At 57.6% G+C, this 15127-nt stretch carries 30 protein-coding genes; 25 read left to right on the top strand and 5 right to left on the bottom strand.

Annotation, left to right across the window (positions count from 1 at the left end):
• Window positions 1-11: 11 nt before the first annotated feature.
• The 4 genes from BLS08_RS12855 to BLS08_RS12840 all read right to left on the bottom strand — a co-directional run bounded on the left by BLS08_RS12855 (window position 12) and on the right by BLS08_RS12840 (window position 1543).
• Window positions 12-233: a hypothetical protein gene (locus tag BLS08_RS12855; protein ID WP_017362306.1), complete on the bottom strand. Its 222-nt coding sequence runs from the start codon at window positions 231-233 to the stop codon at window positions 12-14.
• Window positions 234-508: 275 nt separating this feature from the next.
• Window positions 509-841, bottom strand: coding sequence for a hypothetical protein (locus BLS08_RS12850; protein WP_017362305.1), 333 nt, complete (start codon window positions 839-841; stop codon window positions 509-511).
• 72 nt (window positions 842-913) lie between these two features.
• Window positions 914-1339, bottom strand: a complete 426-nt coding sequence (locus tag BLS08_RS12845; RefSeq protein WP_017362304.1) for a hypothetical protein — start codon at window positions 1337-1339, stop codon at window positions 914-916.
• A gap of 3 nt (window positions 1340-1342) precedes the next feature.
• A complete protein-coding gene (locus tag BLS08_RS12840) occupies window positions 1343-1543 on the bottom strand; it encodes a hypothetical protein (RefSeq protein WP_017362303.1) in 201 nt (66 codons plus the stop codon).
• A gap of 198 nt (window positions 1544-1741) precedes the next feature.
• Between BLS08_RS12840 and BLS08_RS12835 the strand changes: the two genes are divergently transcribed.
• The 25 genes from BLS08_RS12835 to BLS08_RS12715 all read left to right on the top strand — a co-directional run bounded on the left by BLS08_RS12835 (window position 1742) and on the right by BLS08_RS12715 (window position 14487).
• Window positions 1742-1984, top strand: a complete 243-nt coding sequence (locus BLS08_RS12835) for a hypothetical protein (RefSeq protein WP_017362302.1) — start codon at window positions 1742-1744, stop codon at window positions 1982-1984.
• Between the two features lie 32 nt (window positions 1985-2016).
• Window positions 2017-2283: a hypothetical protein gene (locus BLS08_RS12830; RefSeq protein WP_017362301.1), complete on the top strand. Its 267-nt coding sequence runs from the start codon at window positions 2017-2019 to the stop codon at window positions 2281-2283.
• Window positions 2284-2314: 31 nt separating this feature from the next.
• On the top strand, window positions 2315-2668 hold the full coding sequence (locus tag BLS08_RS12825) for a hypothetical protein (RefSeq protein ID WP_017362300.1): 354 nt from the start codon (window positions 2315-2317) through the stop codon (window positions 2666-2668).
• A 110-nt stretch (window positions 2669-2778) separates the two neighbouring features.
• Complete coding sequence (locus tag BLS08_RS12820) at window positions 2779-3093, top strand: hypothetical protein (protein WP_017362299.1); 315 nt, start codon at window positions 2779-2781, stop codon at window positions 3091-3093.
• Window positions 3094-3124: 31 nt separating this feature from the next.
• On the top strand, window positions 3125-3712 hold the full coding sequence (locus tag BLS08_RS12815) for a hypothetical protein (protein ID WP_017362298.1): 588 nt from the start codon (window positions 3125-3127) through the stop codon (window positions 3710-3712).
• A gap of 172 nt (window positions 3713-3884) precedes the next feature.
• Entirely contained in the window at window positions 3885-4229 is a 345-nt protein-coding gene (locus BLS08_RS12810; protein WP_017362296.1) for a DNA ligase-like domain-containing protein, read from the top strand.
• Window positions 4230-4524: 295 nt separating this feature from the next.
• On the top strand, window positions 4525-5352 hold the full coding sequence (locus tag BLS08_RS12805) for a glyoxalase superfamily protein (protein WP_017362295.1): 828 nt from the start codon (window positions 4525-4527) through the stop codon (window positions 5350-5352).
• 111 nt (window positions 5353-5463) lie between these two features.
• Entirely contained in the window at window positions 5464-6249 is a 786-nt protein-coding gene (locus tag BLS08_RS12800; protein ID WP_017362294.1) for a 3'-5' exonuclease, read from the top strand.
• A 203-nt stretch (window positions 6250-6452) separates the two neighbouring features.
• Window positions 6453-6770, top strand: a complete 318-nt coding sequence (locus BLS08_RS12795; protein ID WP_139204221.1) for a hypothetical protein — start codon at window positions 6453-6455, stop codon at window positions 6768-6770.
• 19 nt (window positions 6771-6789) lie between these two features.
• Entirely contained in the window at window positions 6790-7146 is a 357-nt protein-coding gene (locus BLS08_RS12790; RefSeq protein WP_017362292.1) for a hypothetical protein, read from the top strand.
• 14 nt (window positions 7147-7160) lie between these two features.
• Window positions 7161-7694 carry a hypothetical protein gene (locus tag BLS08_RS12785; protein WP_017362291.1) on the top strand — a complete coding sequence of 178 codons (534 nt, stop codon included), beginning with the start codon at window positions 7161-7163 and terminating at the stop codon, window positions 7692-7694.
• Window positions 7695-7701: 7 nt separating this feature from the next.
• Entirely contained in the window at window positions 7702-8223 is a 522-nt protein-coding gene (locus tag BLS08_RS12780) for a hypothetical protein (RefSeq protein ID WP_017362290.1), read from the top strand.
• 9 nt (window positions 8224-8232) lie between these two features.
• Entirely contained in the window at window positions 8233-8673 is a 441-nt protein-coding gene (locus tag BLS08_RS12775; RefSeq protein WP_017362289.1) for a hypothetical protein, read from the top strand.
• A 12-nt stretch (window positions 8674-8685) separates the two neighbouring features.
• Entirely contained in the window at window positions 8686-9315 is a 630-nt protein-coding gene (locus tag BLS08_RS12770) for a hypothetical protein (RefSeq protein ID WP_017362288.1), read from the top strand.
• 13 nt (window positions 9316-9328) lie between these two features.
• Complete coding sequence (locus tag BLS08_RS12765; protein ID WP_017362287.1) at window positions 9329-9568, top strand: hypothetical protein; 240 nt, start codon at window positions 9329-9331, stop codon at window positions 9566-9568.
• A 75-nt stretch (window positions 9569-9643) separates the two neighbouring features.
• Window positions 9644-10171 (top strand): hypothetical protein, encoded by a 528-nt coding sequence (locus BLS08_RS12760; protein ID WP_196770203.1) that lies wholly within the window; start codon window positions 9644-9646, stop codon window positions 10169-10171.
• A 112-nt stretch (window positions 10172-10283) separates the two neighbouring features.
• The gene (locus tag BLS08_RS12755) at window positions 10284-11327 is read left to right on the top strand and encodes a ParB N-terminal domain-containing protein (protein ID WP_017362285.1); all 1044 of its coding nucleotides are present in this window, start codon (window positions 10284-10286) and stop codon (window positions 11325-11327) included.
• 45 nt (window positions 11328-11372) lie between these two features.
• Entirely contained in the window at window positions 11373-11786 is a 414-nt protein-coding gene (locus BLS08_RS12750; RefSeq protein ID WP_090336788.1) for a hypothetical protein, read from the top strand.
• A 91-nt stretch (window positions 11787-11877) separates the two neighbouring features.
• Window positions 11878-12123: a hypothetical protein gene (locus BLS08_RS12745; RefSeq protein WP_017362283.1), complete on the top strand. Its 246-nt coding sequence runs from the start codon at window positions 11878-11880 to the stop codon at window positions 12121-12123.
• Window positions 12120-12443: a hypothetical protein gene (locus BLS08_RS12740; protein WP_017362282.1), complete on the top strand. Its 324-nt coding sequence runs from the start codon at window positions 12120-12122 to the stop codon at window positions 12441-12443. Before BLS08_RS12745 ends, BLS08_RS12740 begins: the two co-directional genes overlap by 4 nt.
• Before the next feature lie 13 nt (window positions 12444-12456).
• Window positions 12457-12924 (top strand): hypothetical protein, encoded by a 468-nt coding sequence (locus BLS08_RS12735; RefSeq protein WP_017362281.1) that lies wholly within the window; start codon window positions 12457-12459, stop codon window positions 12922-12924.
• Window positions 12925-12973: 49 nt separating this feature from the next.
• Window positions 12974-13144, top strand: a complete 171-nt coding sequence (locus tag BLS08_RS26335) for a hypothetical protein (RefSeq protein WP_017362280.1) — start codon at window positions 12974-12976, stop codon at window positions 13142-13144.
• Between the two features lie 2 nt (window positions 13145-13146).
• Window positions 13147-13386, top strand: a complete 240-nt coding sequence (locus BLS08_RS12730) for a hypothetical protein (RefSeq protein WP_017362279.1) — start codon at window positions 13147-13149, stop codon at window positions 13384-13386.
• A 12-nt stretch (window positions 13387-13398) separates the two neighbouring features.
• Entirely contained in the window at window positions 13399-13659 is a 261-nt protein-coding gene (locus tag BLS08_RS12725; RefSeq protein WP_090336786.1) for a hypothetical protein, read from the top strand.
• A gap of 531 nt (window positions 13660-14190) precedes the next feature.
• Window positions 14191-14487, top strand: coding sequence for a hypothetical protein (locus tag BLS08_RS12715; protein ID WP_017362276.1), 297 nt, complete (start codon window positions 14191-14193; stop codon window positions 14485-14487).
• Here the strand turns inward: BLS08_RS12715 and BLS08_RS12710 are convergent.
• Window positions 14484-14852 carry a hypothetical protein gene (locus BLS08_RS12710; protein WP_017362275.1) on the bottom strand — a complete coding sequence of 123 codons (369 nt, stop codon included), beginning with the start codon at window positions 14850-14852 and terminating at the stop codon, window positions 14484-14486. The two genes, BLS08_RS12715 and BLS08_RS12710, sit on opposite strands and share 4 nt — an antisense overlap.
• Window positions 14853-15127 lie beyond the last annotated feature (275 nt).

Raw genomic sequence — 15127 nt, 5'->3', positions numbered from 1 at the left:
ATTTCCTCCGGTCAACGATTCGGGAGTTTTGCCTTCTTAACTATCGGTAGTCCGCGTACAGCATCGTCCCAGTACTGGTCACGGTCAGGGTCGCTGCCGATCTTGCTAATCCAAGCTTCCGAGCGCCGCCAGCGACCCGCAAGCATGCGATTCGTCCAACCCTTGCGCTTGCACTCGGCCTTGAACTCAGTCGGTGACATCTTCTCTTCAGCTGACACTTTCTCTTCAGCCATCTAGGCCTTCTCCAGATTCATTGTTGTAGCTTGGGCATTCGCTAACGCTGCCACGCTCTCTTCTTCACTCAAGATCACTGCGCCTGTCAGCCAATAGCATTGGTCAAGAGGTGCGCGCGTATATGGCGGCGCAGCGTTGCTGCGGTATGGGAACCGCCAATACTGACCAAAGTGCCAGGAGCAAACGCGATAGGCGCACGAGGCCACTAAGCCAAGGCCCTGCATTGGCCGTTCGACAAAGCGGTGCTCTGGCATCGTTCTGGGCATGTTCCGCGTTACCCGCCATAGACGCATAACGTGTCTTCGAACCGCGCGTATAGCTTTGAATACGTGTGGGACGCTGCCCGTCCCTCGGCCATCGCGGCGATGACATCCATCAGCACTACGCCTTCCGGCTTATCTATCCGTACCATGGGCGTCGGGAGCTGAGCGGCGGTGACGATCTTCGCAGCCAGGGCCTCTACCTTCTTCTTCCGGCGGTTGGCCGCGTAAAACTCTTCGAGTGGCCGCGCCAGCTTGAGTAGGTCAGCTTTCTTGCCGCAGAAGATGTAACAACCGGAGTTGTGATCACCGTTGTCATCGAGCAGCGCAAACACTTCGAGCGCCATCATTTTCTCCTGATTCTCTATCTATCTGGTGGCATGAAGGATCATTGCGCTGTCAGCCGTTCGTGCACACCTCTACCGACCACGGGTATCTACAACGGGGCCAATCGCCAGGTATTGCTGTGCAGGAATGTCGTAATCGCTGTAACAGCTGATCGGCAGTACCTGGATTAGCTCGTGAGTCATGGCCTTCTGTTCGCCATCACCGAATGGCGCATACGTGACTGCGACGCAGATGTCGCCACCGACTTTTTCACGAACCGCGAGCAGTTGCCCAATGAACTGGTCAAGGTTCATCGGGGCTGGTGTCTCTGGCGCAGCCTCAGCAGCTCCTGTATTGCTTGCAGCAGCTTGCAGCACTTCGCTCAGTAGCTCCGAGAGGCGGTATTGGGCCGAAGACTCGCTGTCGTAGCCAAGCGCCTGGAGTTCACGAATTGCCAGCTCCAAGCCGGCAGCGTGTTTGAAGTCGAGGACGGTAGGCTGTTCGTTCGACGTGCTCATGCGCTACTCCCCGGTGTAGCTGGTAACGGTCTGAATCAGCTTCAGCTTTCCCTGAATGTTCAACGCAGAGGCCTGAAGGTCCTGGGCATGAATATGCAGCAACCCGTTATCAGCTCCCACCATCTTACTCAGGGTTTCCACCAGCGCTTCAGCTTGTTTCAGCGCCTTTGCGATGGCGACAGAATCTTTGTTGCTCAGGTTCATCGTTTGCAGCTCCTTTCAGGGCTCTGAGTGCAGATGTCTTAGCGGCAACCAGGCGCGCGATCTGCGGACAGTAAGGACTATGAACTATAATTCAATCGCTAGCAAGCCACTTATTGAATCATACTTCAACAAATATCGTTGCTCATACTTGAACTATGGTTCATACTTCGCAGAACTGCCCATTCACAGGAGCACGCCATGCTGTCCATTACGACCAAGCAGGTTGATTGGAACGCCATTGAGGATGTGACGGAGCACTTCTACGGCCGGGCCGATGGAGATGTGCTGGTGACGCAGAAGGCTCCAGGCGAGCCAGGGCTAGACGGATCTGGCTCCGTTTACGCGATGGTCTGGACTGGCAAAGCGCTGCGCGCCGCCAATGACCTGGAGATGTACCGCTTCAAGAAGGCGATTCGAGCACAGCAAACTCAGCCGCTCTGAGTGAGCCATAACCACGCAGCAGAGAAAGCCACATGATCGACCGCAAGAACGCAAAGCAACAGATTCTCGCCGCCGCGCGTGAGATGGCGAAAGCCTTCCCGTCTCAAGAGTACTGCTACGCTCGCGAGCACTTTGGCTTGCTGGGCATAATCAAGCGCATCACAGGTAACATCATGCCAACGGCGCGCCAGTGCTGGGAGTACGTCGGGCTGGACCGCTCTGCCATTGTGGATGAGTTCGAGTTTGCCCAAGCGGACTTCGCTCGCAAGGCACACGAAGTACTTTCAGAAGCCTGCTAACAGCGTCGTGGGTTTTTCAAGGAATAGAGCCATGAGTAAGTACATCATCAGATTGCGTCGCCGTAGCCTGGCTTCGCCTAAGCGTGGGATGAAAAGCGCTTGGAATGAATGGCAGGTGGTTGAAGGACGGCGCGTTGTGTCTCGCCATGACAGCGAGCGGCAGGCGCAGGATTGGATTGTTCAGCAACGCCAGCCTCTGCCGCCCGGAGCGATAATCGAATACTGCGGCGAGCACGGCGAAGTGGTCAGCGATCCGGGTGGTAATGGTCGGGTTACCGTGCGGGTGGGGGATCACCAAGCTCAATGGTGGTGGACATTCGAGGGCGTCACTTGCTCTGTTGTTTCGATTCCCAGCGTCGCCGGCCAGGTCTCTCATCTGGGCTAGAGGCAGTCTTGCCCGTGGCGATCAGTCGTGGATAGTTGGCAGCAGGCTAAATGTCCATTGCACAAAAGAATGCGGCGCGTTTTGTCGCCCAAATTGAGTAGAGCGTGTTTATGTCGACGAGCTTCCACAGCCTAACCTGCGATCAACAGCATGCAGTAAACGCATACATGGGTAAGCGTATCCGACAGCACACGCTGGAGCAGATTACGTTATTCGCTCTAGCTGCTGCATTGGCTGGCATGTATTTCCTGCCTCTACCTTGGTGGGCGTGGATTATTCCGGTAGCCCCGTTCCTCGCATACGTGTTTCAGGCCGGCAAAGTGGCTCAGTCTGCTCTGCAGGAAGCTCTCAACCGGGGAGTTCCCGAAGAAACAATTTCCTCGACTATGCGCTTGATCTACGGCAAACGATTCCGCTTGCCCTAGTGCAGCGCACTTACTCACTCTTAGGAAGTAAATGACCATGATGAAATGGAACCGGGTAGCCCCCTTAGTCGCAAGCGCCCTGTTCGCAGGCGCGGCCTTCGCGGATTCGATCAGCGTAACTGCCCTCGACCAGCTGAGCGATGACGGTCAGCGCGTTCAACTCCAACCTGATGGCGGTAAGTGCAGCTTTCACGGATACCTGGATGCACCCGCAAAACTGGTTCGCATCGAGCAGAAAGCCTGCGCCAGCGCAGACGGAACTGTTGAACGATCTCCGCTCAACGCGACAGCTAGTATCAAGTCGCTTCCAGCCCCGGCCGGCACGCGCTTGGAACTCGCTGCCCAGTTCGCCACCTATCAGGTCGACGCTGTTCGTGTTGAAGGCGGCCTCATGCTGTGCCCACCTGGCCATAACGCTACCGGCAATGGCATCGAGAAGGATGGCTGTGCTGGCGCTGACCCCGTTTCGCTCGAACGCTATACGGAGATTAGCTGCCCAGGTGGGCGATTGATCGGCGTCACTCCAGAGTTGACCAAGACCGACCCTGTGGGTGTTGAAAGCATCACCCTGAGCATCGCTCCAGCAGTCGGCGAGACTTGTGAAAGCCAGGCACAGTGATATGCAGGATCGTCTTAAGCAGCTGCTCGATCAGTTACCGCAGCAACCCCAGCGGCAAGACTCAACCCATGCCCAATTAGCCGATTTGCATGCTTTCGCGAATCGACTTGGGCTGTACGATGCTGCCGACGCTATCAAGATGATGATCAACCCCAAATAGGGAGAACGCGCTTTGAATTGGTTCGTTTACGAAATTCTGCCTATTGACTTCGGCTGGGAGCACCTGCACACGGTGCAGCAAACACTCGCCGACATTACGAGCGCCCCCGAGACGGTTGCAGACGAATCCCAGAAGCTGGACTTGTCCGATGCCCTGCAATTCTCGGCCAGATGGGAAGCAGCCAAGACCGCTGCGCGGGAGCACGGCTGGGAAGGCGACTTCCGCCATGATCCTCGCGTCTTCTGGCTACCAGGCGAAACGAAGTTCGACCTGGCCTTTGTCTTCAAGCAGGACAATAACGGCACGACATACGTTGTTTCTCCAGTCGTGCTTCCCTGGCTGGACGCATTGACTTAAGCACCTGCCATAGCCGCATAAGGGCTCAGCGCCGTAGAGCCGAAGTCAGAGGGAGGCAGTTAAGCTCCCTCCTCGCGCTGGCCCCGCATCGGGGCCTTCCAGGAAGTGCTATTCGGCATGGCGTACCCATCCCAAATACCATTTCAACAAGGCTGCCCACAGCCTGTCGTCCTCACCGGAAACGGTACGGTGAATGTGGGAATGCACGAAGCTGGTTGGCAACCATTGCCAGGCATCGAGAACGAGGACACCGATAGCGCTTTGCGTTCACCTGGCTCAATGGGAGCAACCTACTATGACTTCAGATTCACTCAAAAGCCGCGCCAAGCGCCTCCGGACAGCGGTGACCGATATGCTCAAGGTTCCGGTAACACATTCGCAGTCGCTGGAGCTGGTGGCCAAGGAAGAGAACTTCCCTAATTGGGACGCTGCATGCGCTTCCTACGGACGGCCCAAACAAGGGCAATCAGCAGCACCAGCGACCACAAACATCCGGGTCAGCGTGCAGAGCAATCAAACGCCCAGCGTTGCAACCATCTTCAGCGCTCACGAGCCGACCATTGCTGAACTGAATCGCCTGATGGATTTATCGGATACACGTGGCGCGCTGGTGCTGATTGCCGGCCCCACTATGCAGGGAAGAACAACCACAGCCAATGTGATCATGGGAGAGCTGGCGCTTGAACGCACCGGCACTCGCGAACGGCTGTCGCGAACCTCTGTAAGACCGGATGAGGACTTCCCGCTCGGCCATCGACTCAAACTGATCGACGAGATTCGAGATGACCGAATTGCGTTTGAGGCCGTAGCTTACGCCCTGGCCGGCGTGAAAGTCGTTGCCGTCATCCACGCACGAGATGGCCTTGAACGGCTTCGCGTGCTGTTGCGCAGTTACGGGGCTGGTGAAAGCTTTCTGGATCAGTTGCTAGCTGAGGGGCAGGCTCTCTCGGTATTCCAAGAGCTGGACTGGCCAGATGCATCCATGCTTCACCAGGCTCGAACAAAGCGAGAAGAAGCGATGCTGCGCCAGCACGGACTGGATGCCGATCAAGCCCAAATGGTTGCAGCACAAGGCAGCAAGGCCGTCCTCGACACCCTTCTGTCTTCGGGCGCCTCGCAGTAACCGGCAAACAGGCCAAGGTTGTGATTAGGGCCCTCTCACTTCAGTGAGAGGGGGATGGGTGAAGCGCCAGCCTCACCCTCCCCTACTCAGTTGCCCCCTTAAGGAGACCGCATGCCCAGGACGCGAATACACCTCACACCGGCCGAAGCTGCTGCCCGTGGGCTGCGCTGCCGTACGCACCTAAAAGCTGAACACCTGATGCCTGGGCCAGGTGCTCGCCCTGTTGGCAGCGTCTGGCAAGGCCGTGGCGCGTATTACGTCTACGATCCTTCGGATTGTGTACCGTGGTTTTGGGAACCTGGCCCTGCGCAACAACGCCGACAGAGCATCGCTGCGCAGGCACGGGAACTGATCGACAGCGCCTGCTTGGTGCTGGACACTGAAACAACAGGCGTTGGCCCAGACGACGAGGTTTGTGAGATCGCCATTGTCGACGCCGCCGGTCGACCGATCCTCGATACCCTGATTCGCCCATCCAAACCAATTCCACCCGAAGCCACCTCTATCCACCGTATCACCGATGAGATGGTGGCCACCGCACCGAGCTGGCCCGAGGTAGCCGTGTTGTTCGCGTCTATCGTCGCTGGACGGAAGGTCGTTGCCTACAACAGTGCCTTTGATGATCGATTGCTGATGCAGACGCACCAGCGCCACGGGCTGCCCTCGCCAGTGCTAACGACAACTTGCGCGATGCAGATGTATGCCGCCTGGAATGGCGAGTGGGACAAACGACGGGACGGCTGGCGCTGGATGAAACTGATCGACGCGGCAACCTATTGTAGTGCGGCAGAGCCAGGGGCGCATCGAGCGCTGGCCGACGCCCGGATGACGTTGGGTGTTCTTCGTTACTTGCAGCGATGCAAGAGCGGTCGGCGACCGCCTCGGCGAACATCCTAACCTTCATTGTCAGATACGGTGAAAAGGGCGCTAATCAGCGCCCTTTTTCTTTCTCAGCACCCCAACCGAGGCCCTGGCTCTGCTGGCGCTGCAATGAGCATGCACATTACTGCAATGCGTTAATTTAAAATTGACGCTATAGCTTGCTTTAACTTGATATGCGAAATACAATATCAAACACAGGCAAGCCCCTATCTGGAGTGATGACCATGACCCCGAACCCCGCTCGCGACATTGCCGTTTTCATTACCGCCGGACAGTTTGTCGGCCTGAAGAAATACAGCGCGACCAGCGAAGAGACCAAGGTCGTTGCCCAGGTTGCCATTGACTTCGCTCACCTGCTGCGCAAGCCGGATTCTCGCGTTCACAGGTATACCTTCGCCGAGGTCGCAGACCTGATTGAGCAGTCCTGCAGAGGTCGCTGGGATGCCCACTGCGAGCAGATCATCAGCGAGCTTCGTGCGCTGCATGAGCGCCAGCTCGAAGTAATCGCCGCGCAAGCCGCACAAACACAACACTAAGCAGTAAGGCCAAGCCCGTATGTCGAACGTCGCAAACACCAAGGTCATCCAGCGTCTTCAGGTACTCGCCAATGGGTTGGTCGGCAGCAACTCCGTTGCCGGCTTCAAAGGTCGTGTCGAGTTCATGAGCTTGGCTATCAAACATGACCTTGTGGACGACATTACCTCCTACTCCCTCTGGGATTCTGGTTATGAAGGCCTTGGTGAGCGCAGTGTCGATACCTGCTTTGAGATGGGGGATTCCGAAGAGGTCATCGCCGAGCTGATCAGGAAAGCTCGCGCCGAGGGCTTTATCAGCGCCGTATCCGGCTTCGCAGGAAGCAGCTTCGAGCGCTGGTGCTCCTACGCCGACCGTCAAGCTAGTCTCGCTTTCTGATCAACGAGGTTCCGATGATCGACAACAACCGCATCGCCGCCCAGTTCGTCTCGGAATGGGACGGTGGTTTCCAGCTCGCAACCTTCTGCACCGTCGACCTGGCCACTGGCCGGGTTGCACCGGAGAGCGCCAGCGAGGAAGAGTCGGCCCAGGTGGACTGTCTTGACCGCGAGTTCGTGGGCTTCAACGGGCAAGCGTTCGCAGTCCGCTGTGATGACGACTCCACCGAGTATTTCCTGGCTGACCTCGATCAGTTCAACGCTCACGTCAACGGCCTTGAGCAGAGCGCTCACCCGCGCTTCAAGCTGGTCAGCAGCGAGATGGATCAGGAATTCCACATTGTGGATGCAGCTGGCCTCTTCGTGGCTATTGCTGTCACCCATGCCCCGCATAGCAAGGCGAAGTGGGCCAACAAGAAGCTTTCGGTCAAAGAGCTTTGGGAGTCGGTGGCCACAGTTGAAGAGCGCGAGCGCTACGCAGCCATTCTCGCCACCCCAGGCTTCAGCGCTAACGACATCCGCACCCTGCTGACCCATTCGAGCAACTGAGGTATCCATGCAGCACCTTACCGTCACCGATATGTTTGGCAACGTCCTCCCGGTAACCGACCTGGAGAAAGCTATCGCCGAGGAATCTTTGGGCGCAGCAATGCAGGAGAACTACCACACCGAGCCTTTCGCCTACGTGGACGGCCTCAAGCGCCCTATCGCCGAGCAAGCCGGTCAGCGCGCGTTAATGCGCGATTACCACCAGGACGTGCTGGACAAGCTGCTGGTGCTGAAGCTGCAACAGCAGCACCAGCTTGGCTTTATCGCCGGCTGCTGGGGGCACACCTTTGATGCAGCACAGGGAATGCAGAGCATCCGCCTCGTCGCCTGCAATGCAGGTAAGCGACTTATCGCCGCCGAGATGCTTGTCGGTAATAGCTGGCGCTCCTTGACCACGTGCGAGCTGAAAGCACTGGCTGATACCCTGAGCGCCGGCAAGGTTCTCCTCGATCCGCTGGCGCATGGACTGACAGTTACCGCCACTCTCCCAGCCTGGGCCCAAGCCCAAGCTGTCTCCAAAGTTGCCTAGGACACGACCATGACCGAAGAAGAGACTTACCCGCGCTTCATCGTCCACCGCACTCCTCGGCAGCCAACTATGTACGTGTGTGTCGCCGGCCCTGAACATGCTGTCGAGATCGTAGAGAAAACTGACCCGCACAATCTCAACCCTCTCGGGTTTGAGTACCGCATCCTTCGCTCCCGTGCGTCGGTCAAGCAGCGCGCAACAGGGGGCGAGTCGTTGACTCGCGAGCAGTGGTTCGCCAAAGCGGCCGAGTTGATGCTGACGCACCTCACCAGCATCAACGATCTGCTGACCATCTGCGAGATGGCGCGCAGCGAAGCAAAACGGCAGAGCAAGCGCAAACCGGATTATTCTCGTGTCATTCCCCTCCTCCAGTCGCCTGACCTTGATTGGAGCCGCCGCAACAAGGTGGCCCGCCGGCTGGCTGAAGGCGGAAGTAACCTGTTGTCCTGATCGGAGATCACCATGTCCACTGTCGAAGCCGCGTTTGACCATACCCCTATCCGCCCGGTGCGGAGCGACGTGATTGGCGAGCAGGTGTTCGTCGAGGCGTGGCAGGCGTTGATGTCCAAGGAGCCGCCGTCCATCTGGGATAGCGAAGGCCCAAATGCTCAGCTCCATGCCGTGCTGGCGCGCGTGTCTGGTCGGCTCACACAGCGCCATGCGAGCGTCTCCGCAAGCGTCATCCGTTGGCTGGGAACCAACAACGGCCGTGCGTTCCTGGCTCAGGCTGAAGGCCTCGCCGAGCGTCTTGCTGGATCGCTGTTCTGCCGTACCTCAGCCTTCGTTATGGCCTGGGCCAACGAAAACCAGCGCCTGAACTTTCGTGACTTCGGTCTACGCACTATCGAGATGGTTCTCGCCCCGGCTCATGAGATAACCGAGAACGGCCGTGACACCAAGCGTACGCCTCTCAGCGCCAGCGATTACGAGACCGTCGAGTCGGTTGTCGCTTGGCTGGCAGAGGGTGCCGGGCACACGTTCCTAAAAGGTTGCCAGGCCGAGATAGACCGCCGGCTGAAGGAAGAGCGCGACGCGCGCCGAGAAGCCGACATTCAACGCATACAGCAGCGCACTGTCGCCGCGAGCAACTGATCCAGGAGGATGTATGGCAATTACCTTGCAGTCTGTCATCTGCCCCGCATGCGCCGAGGAGCTGGCGCGCGACAACCGTGGTTGCCCGCATTGCGGCTACCAGGACCATGTTGCTGGTCGCATCCTCTCTCTGCAGGAGATGGCGCAGTTGCCGAGTTATCCCGCGCCTAACGCCGCATCCTTCGACGATGTGTCTCCCGGCTTCATCGCGGCAGTCATCACCGCTGCACGAGTTGGGCACCAGGCCTCCTAAAACAAGTGATTTGTTTTCCATGATCCAGCGCGTACAAGGCGCCTGGCTACCACTGAACCACACGACAAGATGACGATGGCACGCACCTGGACAGACCTTTCCCTGATTGAGCAACCCGAGCGAATAGCGCGCCTTGCGCGGGACGTGCGTGGCTACCCTATCCCCTTCGTAGTGGAGTTCGACGATCAAGGGATTCCTGACTTCCGGGCCCTGGATATGCAGAAGTGGGTGCACGCAGTGAACACCAAACGCTGCGGTATCTGCGGTGAGCCCCTTGGTGGCCGCATGGCTTTCGTTGGCGGTCCTCTGTCTATGGCAAACCGCTTGTTCACTGATCTGCCCATGCACCGGACCTGCGCCGAGTACGCCTTGCGCGTCTGCCCCTTTATCGCAGCACCGAAATTCGCCTACAGTCCGAAGGTTGAAGGGGTCAGGGTCGCAACGAGCGTTTCGGACACCCGACCAGAGCGCTTTGGCCTGGGCATCTCTCGTGGATTCTCGGTTGCTCAGCTTCCCTCTGGTGATATTGTGCTGCACGCCAATCCGTTTGAAGAGATCACCTGGTGGCGCGAAGGTCGCCAGGAAGGTGAGCCAGAAAAATAGCTTGTTTTTCCGCTCTCCCCTCTTCCATTTTCTTGATTACGCATATACAATATCAAGCGTAAACAGGCACATTTGCCTGACCAGCCAGTAATCGCGGCCCCAGGAGGGCATCATGGAAAAGCAAGCTACCTCTGTGCGTCAGCTCCAAGAACTGCTGGCCGCCAAAGCCAAGGAAGGTGACAACGTAATCACTATTCAGCGTGACCGCGCCCACGTTTGCCCGGTTGAGCTGATCGATGTCTACCCTGAGCGCAACATTCGCCCAATCGATCACAATACCGTGCGCGAATACGCCGACGCCATGAAGCGTGGCGATAGCTTCCCCGCCATCCAGGTGAAGGTCGAAGGCAATCGCATCGTGGTTGTTCACGGTTACCACCGTGCCCTGGCTGCCAAGCTGGCGGTGAAGGAAGGCCACGAGATGGCCGGTCTGAAGATCGAGGACTTCAAAGGTAACAGCGCTGACGCTATCTACCTGATGCTGAACTCGGAGAACTCTCTCGCCGTCGACGCCGTGTCGCGCGCGGAGGCCTACCTGAAGCTGCACAATCAGAACTTCACCAACAAACAGATCGCCGACCGCTGCGGCAAGCCGGACGGTTCTGGCAAGCGTACCGCTGAGCATGTGGCGCAAATGCTGCTGCTTGCTCAGGCCGAAGAAGCTGCCAAGCAGTTGGTGCGCGACGGCAAGATCATGGCCACCACGGTGATCGAGCTGATCCGTGACGAGAAGAAAGGCGGCCCGCAGCATGTGGAAGCCGCACTGGCAATGATTGCGCAAGCGGAGGCACAGGGCCGTCAGCGCGCCATGCCGAAGGATAAGCCTGCTGCTCGCACCAGCACCCCTGCTGCACCGAAGCTGAAGATCAAGGAGGTTCGCACACACTTGGCCTCGCTCTCCTCGCTCACCCCGAGTCTGCGTGCTGCGCTCGATGAGCATGCGATGAACAGCTTCACCGCAACCGAAGCCAAGGAAGGCGAAGACACGCCTGATGTTGAGCTGCAAGTCAGCATCCCGGCGAGCAAACTGGCAGAACTGGTTGCCCTGCTGGAAAAGACCGAAGCGCCTGAGCAGCCCGAGGAAAACGGCACTGGCGCTGGCAACGACGATCAGCATGACATGTTCAACACTTCGCGCGAGCAAGCCGAGGCCTGAAGGCCCCGGCTCTAATATCCGCCCACAGAATAGCGAGTACTGATTATGGGCCCTGAAGACGAGATTTATACGTGGAAGTGGGATGGTGTCTCGATTGACAGCATCAAGGACTTCGCTGCGCAGTGGAAGCTGGACACGCTGGATATGGTGGAGCGCTATTTCTTCGGTGGCTGGGAAGAGACAGTGCCGGCTGAATACCGTGGCTTCATCAAGGGTCCGATTGATGAAGACCCCTCGAAAGGCGAGAACAGCCTGGCCGGACACCAGCACGTGATGCTGATACTGGCGATTGACTCGCAGGGTAGCGCGCTGGTGCAGCAAGGGGTCATTGACCGCTACACCGATGCTGAAGGCTATTCGCTGGTCGAAACAACACGGGACGGCGCTATCGGCATGGCTGACCAATACCGTGAGGCTGCGGCCTCTTCCAAATTCAGCAAAGGCATGCGGATGGGCTAACGCACTCTGGAGGGATTCTCTTCCAGACCAAGCGCCAGCAGAATATTCAACGCCACGCGCGAATAGGCCGGGCGACTCAGGGAGACTGCTCATGCAACGCTTTCGCGCCGCACTGATGCTCATGATGGTCTGGCTGGATACCTTTCGTGGCGGCCAGTATATGGTTCAAGCAACCTTTGGCCGCTTCTACGTCCGTTACCCCGATGGGAAGCGGTCTCAGCGCTTCTATTACCGCACCGCGCGCCAGTACGCAGAGCTGTACGGCGGCAGGATCGTTCACCAGGCGACCGGACACGAACTGCGCAAGCAGTACGACGCACCCAGGAAGTTCGCATGAGCACCACTCGTAGCTTTATCCAGGTGTCGAAAGCTTGGTATGCCGGCTCTGCCCTTGGCGACGATACCGAGCGCTTCGATATTATCGTCGAAGACACGAACTGGTCGGCTCAGTTCTCCGTCCATTGGCCAAAGCACTCACCTTCCGGCAGCAGTGAGTTGGTTGTTCTCGATGACGCCTGGCGGGCCTTGGCAGGATGTAACGACCTCATCTCCAGTATGGCAATGGCCATCGAGGCTTTGACTCCTCCTATGCTTCGCGCACAGCTTTTGTCGTGTGGCTTTGCGGATGCGACGGCCAGTACCTCAAGCGCTCATTGACGACGAGTTGTCTATGAATATCAGCCAGTGCATCGAAGACCTTGTTCGCAAGTATGTCGAAGTTTGGCGAGTGGCCAACACCGCTGAAGCCATCAACAATGGCTACTGCATGGACTTCGCCGATTTCCTGCTGAAGTACCCAGCAGTGGCTAACGATGGCTTTTTCATCATGGATAGCTGGGCTATCAGGTCGGGTGTCGTCATGGATGAGTACGAGGTTCACGATCAGGGCCACCTCAACTGGTCCTTACTCGAAGGCTATGGAATTTCTCCCCCATCGGACATGAGCCAGGATGACCTCGATAAGGTCTACTTCGCCTATCACGTTTGGGTAACCAATGGGTATCTGCACTACGACTCTGAATCGCCCGAAGGCGTGGCCTCCCCCTTCGATTTACCGATTTTCAAAAGGGACATCGAGAGACACCTTGCTAAGCCAGTACCTGCTCAAACGGTAACGAAGGCTTTACGGATGTCTTGACCACCCTCCCTCTTCACATCAACGGTATCTATAGAACAGGCATCCGGCTATGGCACAGCAGCTTTATCGTGTGGTGGAGGCATCCTGGGATGCCAGTGGGCGTGTTGAAACGGACATAGGGTGTTCCTGGAAGCCTGAGCGTGCCGCCAAGGAAGAAGCGCGCCAGCTCAAGCTCAAGGCCCCTACCCGCCTCTTCTCTGTTCAGAAAAAGCCGCGCTGATCATGCCTACGGTAGTGATTGACGGCATCCCCTATGTTCCGCGCGCCGACATACCGGAGCTTACGGATGATCGTCTGAATGAAGCGCTGAAGCAGCTGGTGACCATGCAGTACTTGAAGCAAACCCACAAAGCGGTTGCCCAGGCCTGGAATGTTCTGGATACGCTCGCCCCCGAACTGGCTGAGTTGGCCGCGACCGATCCAAAGGCCGCATACGACCGCATGCACCCGAACGGTGACTAGGAGCGCCGCGCCATGGAACCAGTCAAGCTGTCACCTGGCGAACGCCATCTGATCGCCTCGATCATCGAACACATCTACCCGGACCCGAAAGCAGGCAGCACGTTGCCAATCGAGGCTGGAGAGATGCGGCCGGCACGTGGAATGGAGCGCAAGGGTCTGGTCACGATTCGCGTCCGCGATGAGCACGGCCGGCAGGTTCCGGAAATGACCTTTACCCCGCTGGGCGAAACCATCTATGAGCGCCAGCGCCATCAGGCATCCGCTTGCCCCTAGCTGGCGCTGGCGGAGTAACCCACCGTCGAAATCCACTGGTTTTTCGTATCTCCTACGTGGTATTCACCTTGGTGTGATCAGGCAATCCGGCTCTGGTCGCTACAGGGAGAAAAACCCTATGCAGGACTCATGGTGTGCAAAGGTCTGGGATGGAACCCAGTTCCTCTATGGTGCAGCTGCACGCGAGTTTCGCCTCCGCCAGGCTGGCGGCGTCGAAACTGTCATCCGTACTACCTCAACGAAGGCCGCCGAGATCGCTACTCGTGAAGCCTTGGAAACCGTAAACGGCACAATCCAGGCTGTTACAGCGCCGAAGTCGAACGTGATTGCATCGAGCAGGCCAGCCTCCCGCCGCAGGCCTCGCGTACGCCGTACAGAGCAAGCGCAGGAGCAGAAATAGTTCGTTCCAACTACGGAAAGGGCCTTCGGGCCCTTTCTTCGCCTAAGCCCGGCGGTTAGCCTGCTCGCCCCTACCGGGGCTCATTCCTCGGGCATATCATCCAACCTTCACACCACACGAGGAGCCTGCCGGTGACCGGATACCCGAAGAACCCTGCCGCCCGTGAAAGCATGATGACTTTCTGCAACGAACTGATCGCGGCAGCTGAAGCTGAAGATGCTGACAAGGCCGCAGGCTACCTGCCGATGATCAGAACGTGTATGGCCGATTACTTCGAGGAGCTGATGGCGCATGCCGGCGACCGTCCTGCCTTCGACCAGTTGCGTGGCTTCCTCAACGGTTTGGTAGTTGCTCAGCGCCTTACCCCTGAACAGGGCCACGCTTTCATGCAGAGGGTGAATGCTGGCGCTACTGGTGAATGGCTTTAGAGCGCTTGCGGAAGCGGCTGTTGATCCTGAACTTCAATGAAAGCCGAAACGACAGTCCTGGGATGCGTTCTCGCCTTATCAAAACGATGCCCTTTACGCACTGCAAACCAGTGGTCACGAACGCTGATGATGTAGGTTTTTGACACATCGATGGTCGACAAGAATTGCTTGACGGTTGTCCTCTGATGAGGCCGGATCATGGGCGATACCCGCACCCCCATGTCACGAAGCATGCACCAGGCTGCTACTTCATTCATGCCACTATTGATCTCCCAACCCCGCTGCTCTGCCATTTCCTTCACAGTCGACAGTGCTTGGCCGGTAGCAATGTGAATGGCGTAAGGAACACAGTCGCCCACGGTCATATCACCTATGCAGCATCACCAGACGGCGATGGCTTGAACCACTTCGGTCGACAGTAGCGGGTAGCCTCAACGCAATACATACCTAGCCCTGTTCCAAGTGGCGCAAAAGTAAGAAGTGCCAACAACGGATGCCCGGCATTAACCAGAGCGCAAGTTGTCGCCCAAGCTAATGCAATGCACCCCATGACCAAGCAGACCACAAGGCAAATCACTACTCGATCACTGAGCGCCTCAACGCGCTCACGTTTGATGATCCTGACTAAAATCATTTATGC

It is taken from the genome of Ectopseudomonas chengduensis, from assembly GCF_900102635.1.
Classification (GTDB): Bacteria; Pseudomonadota; Gammaproteobacteria; order Pseudomonadales; family Pseudomonadaceae; genus Aquipseudomonas; species Aquipseudomonas chengduensis.
This window is presented reverse-complemented; position numbering and strand designations above follow the sequence as displayed.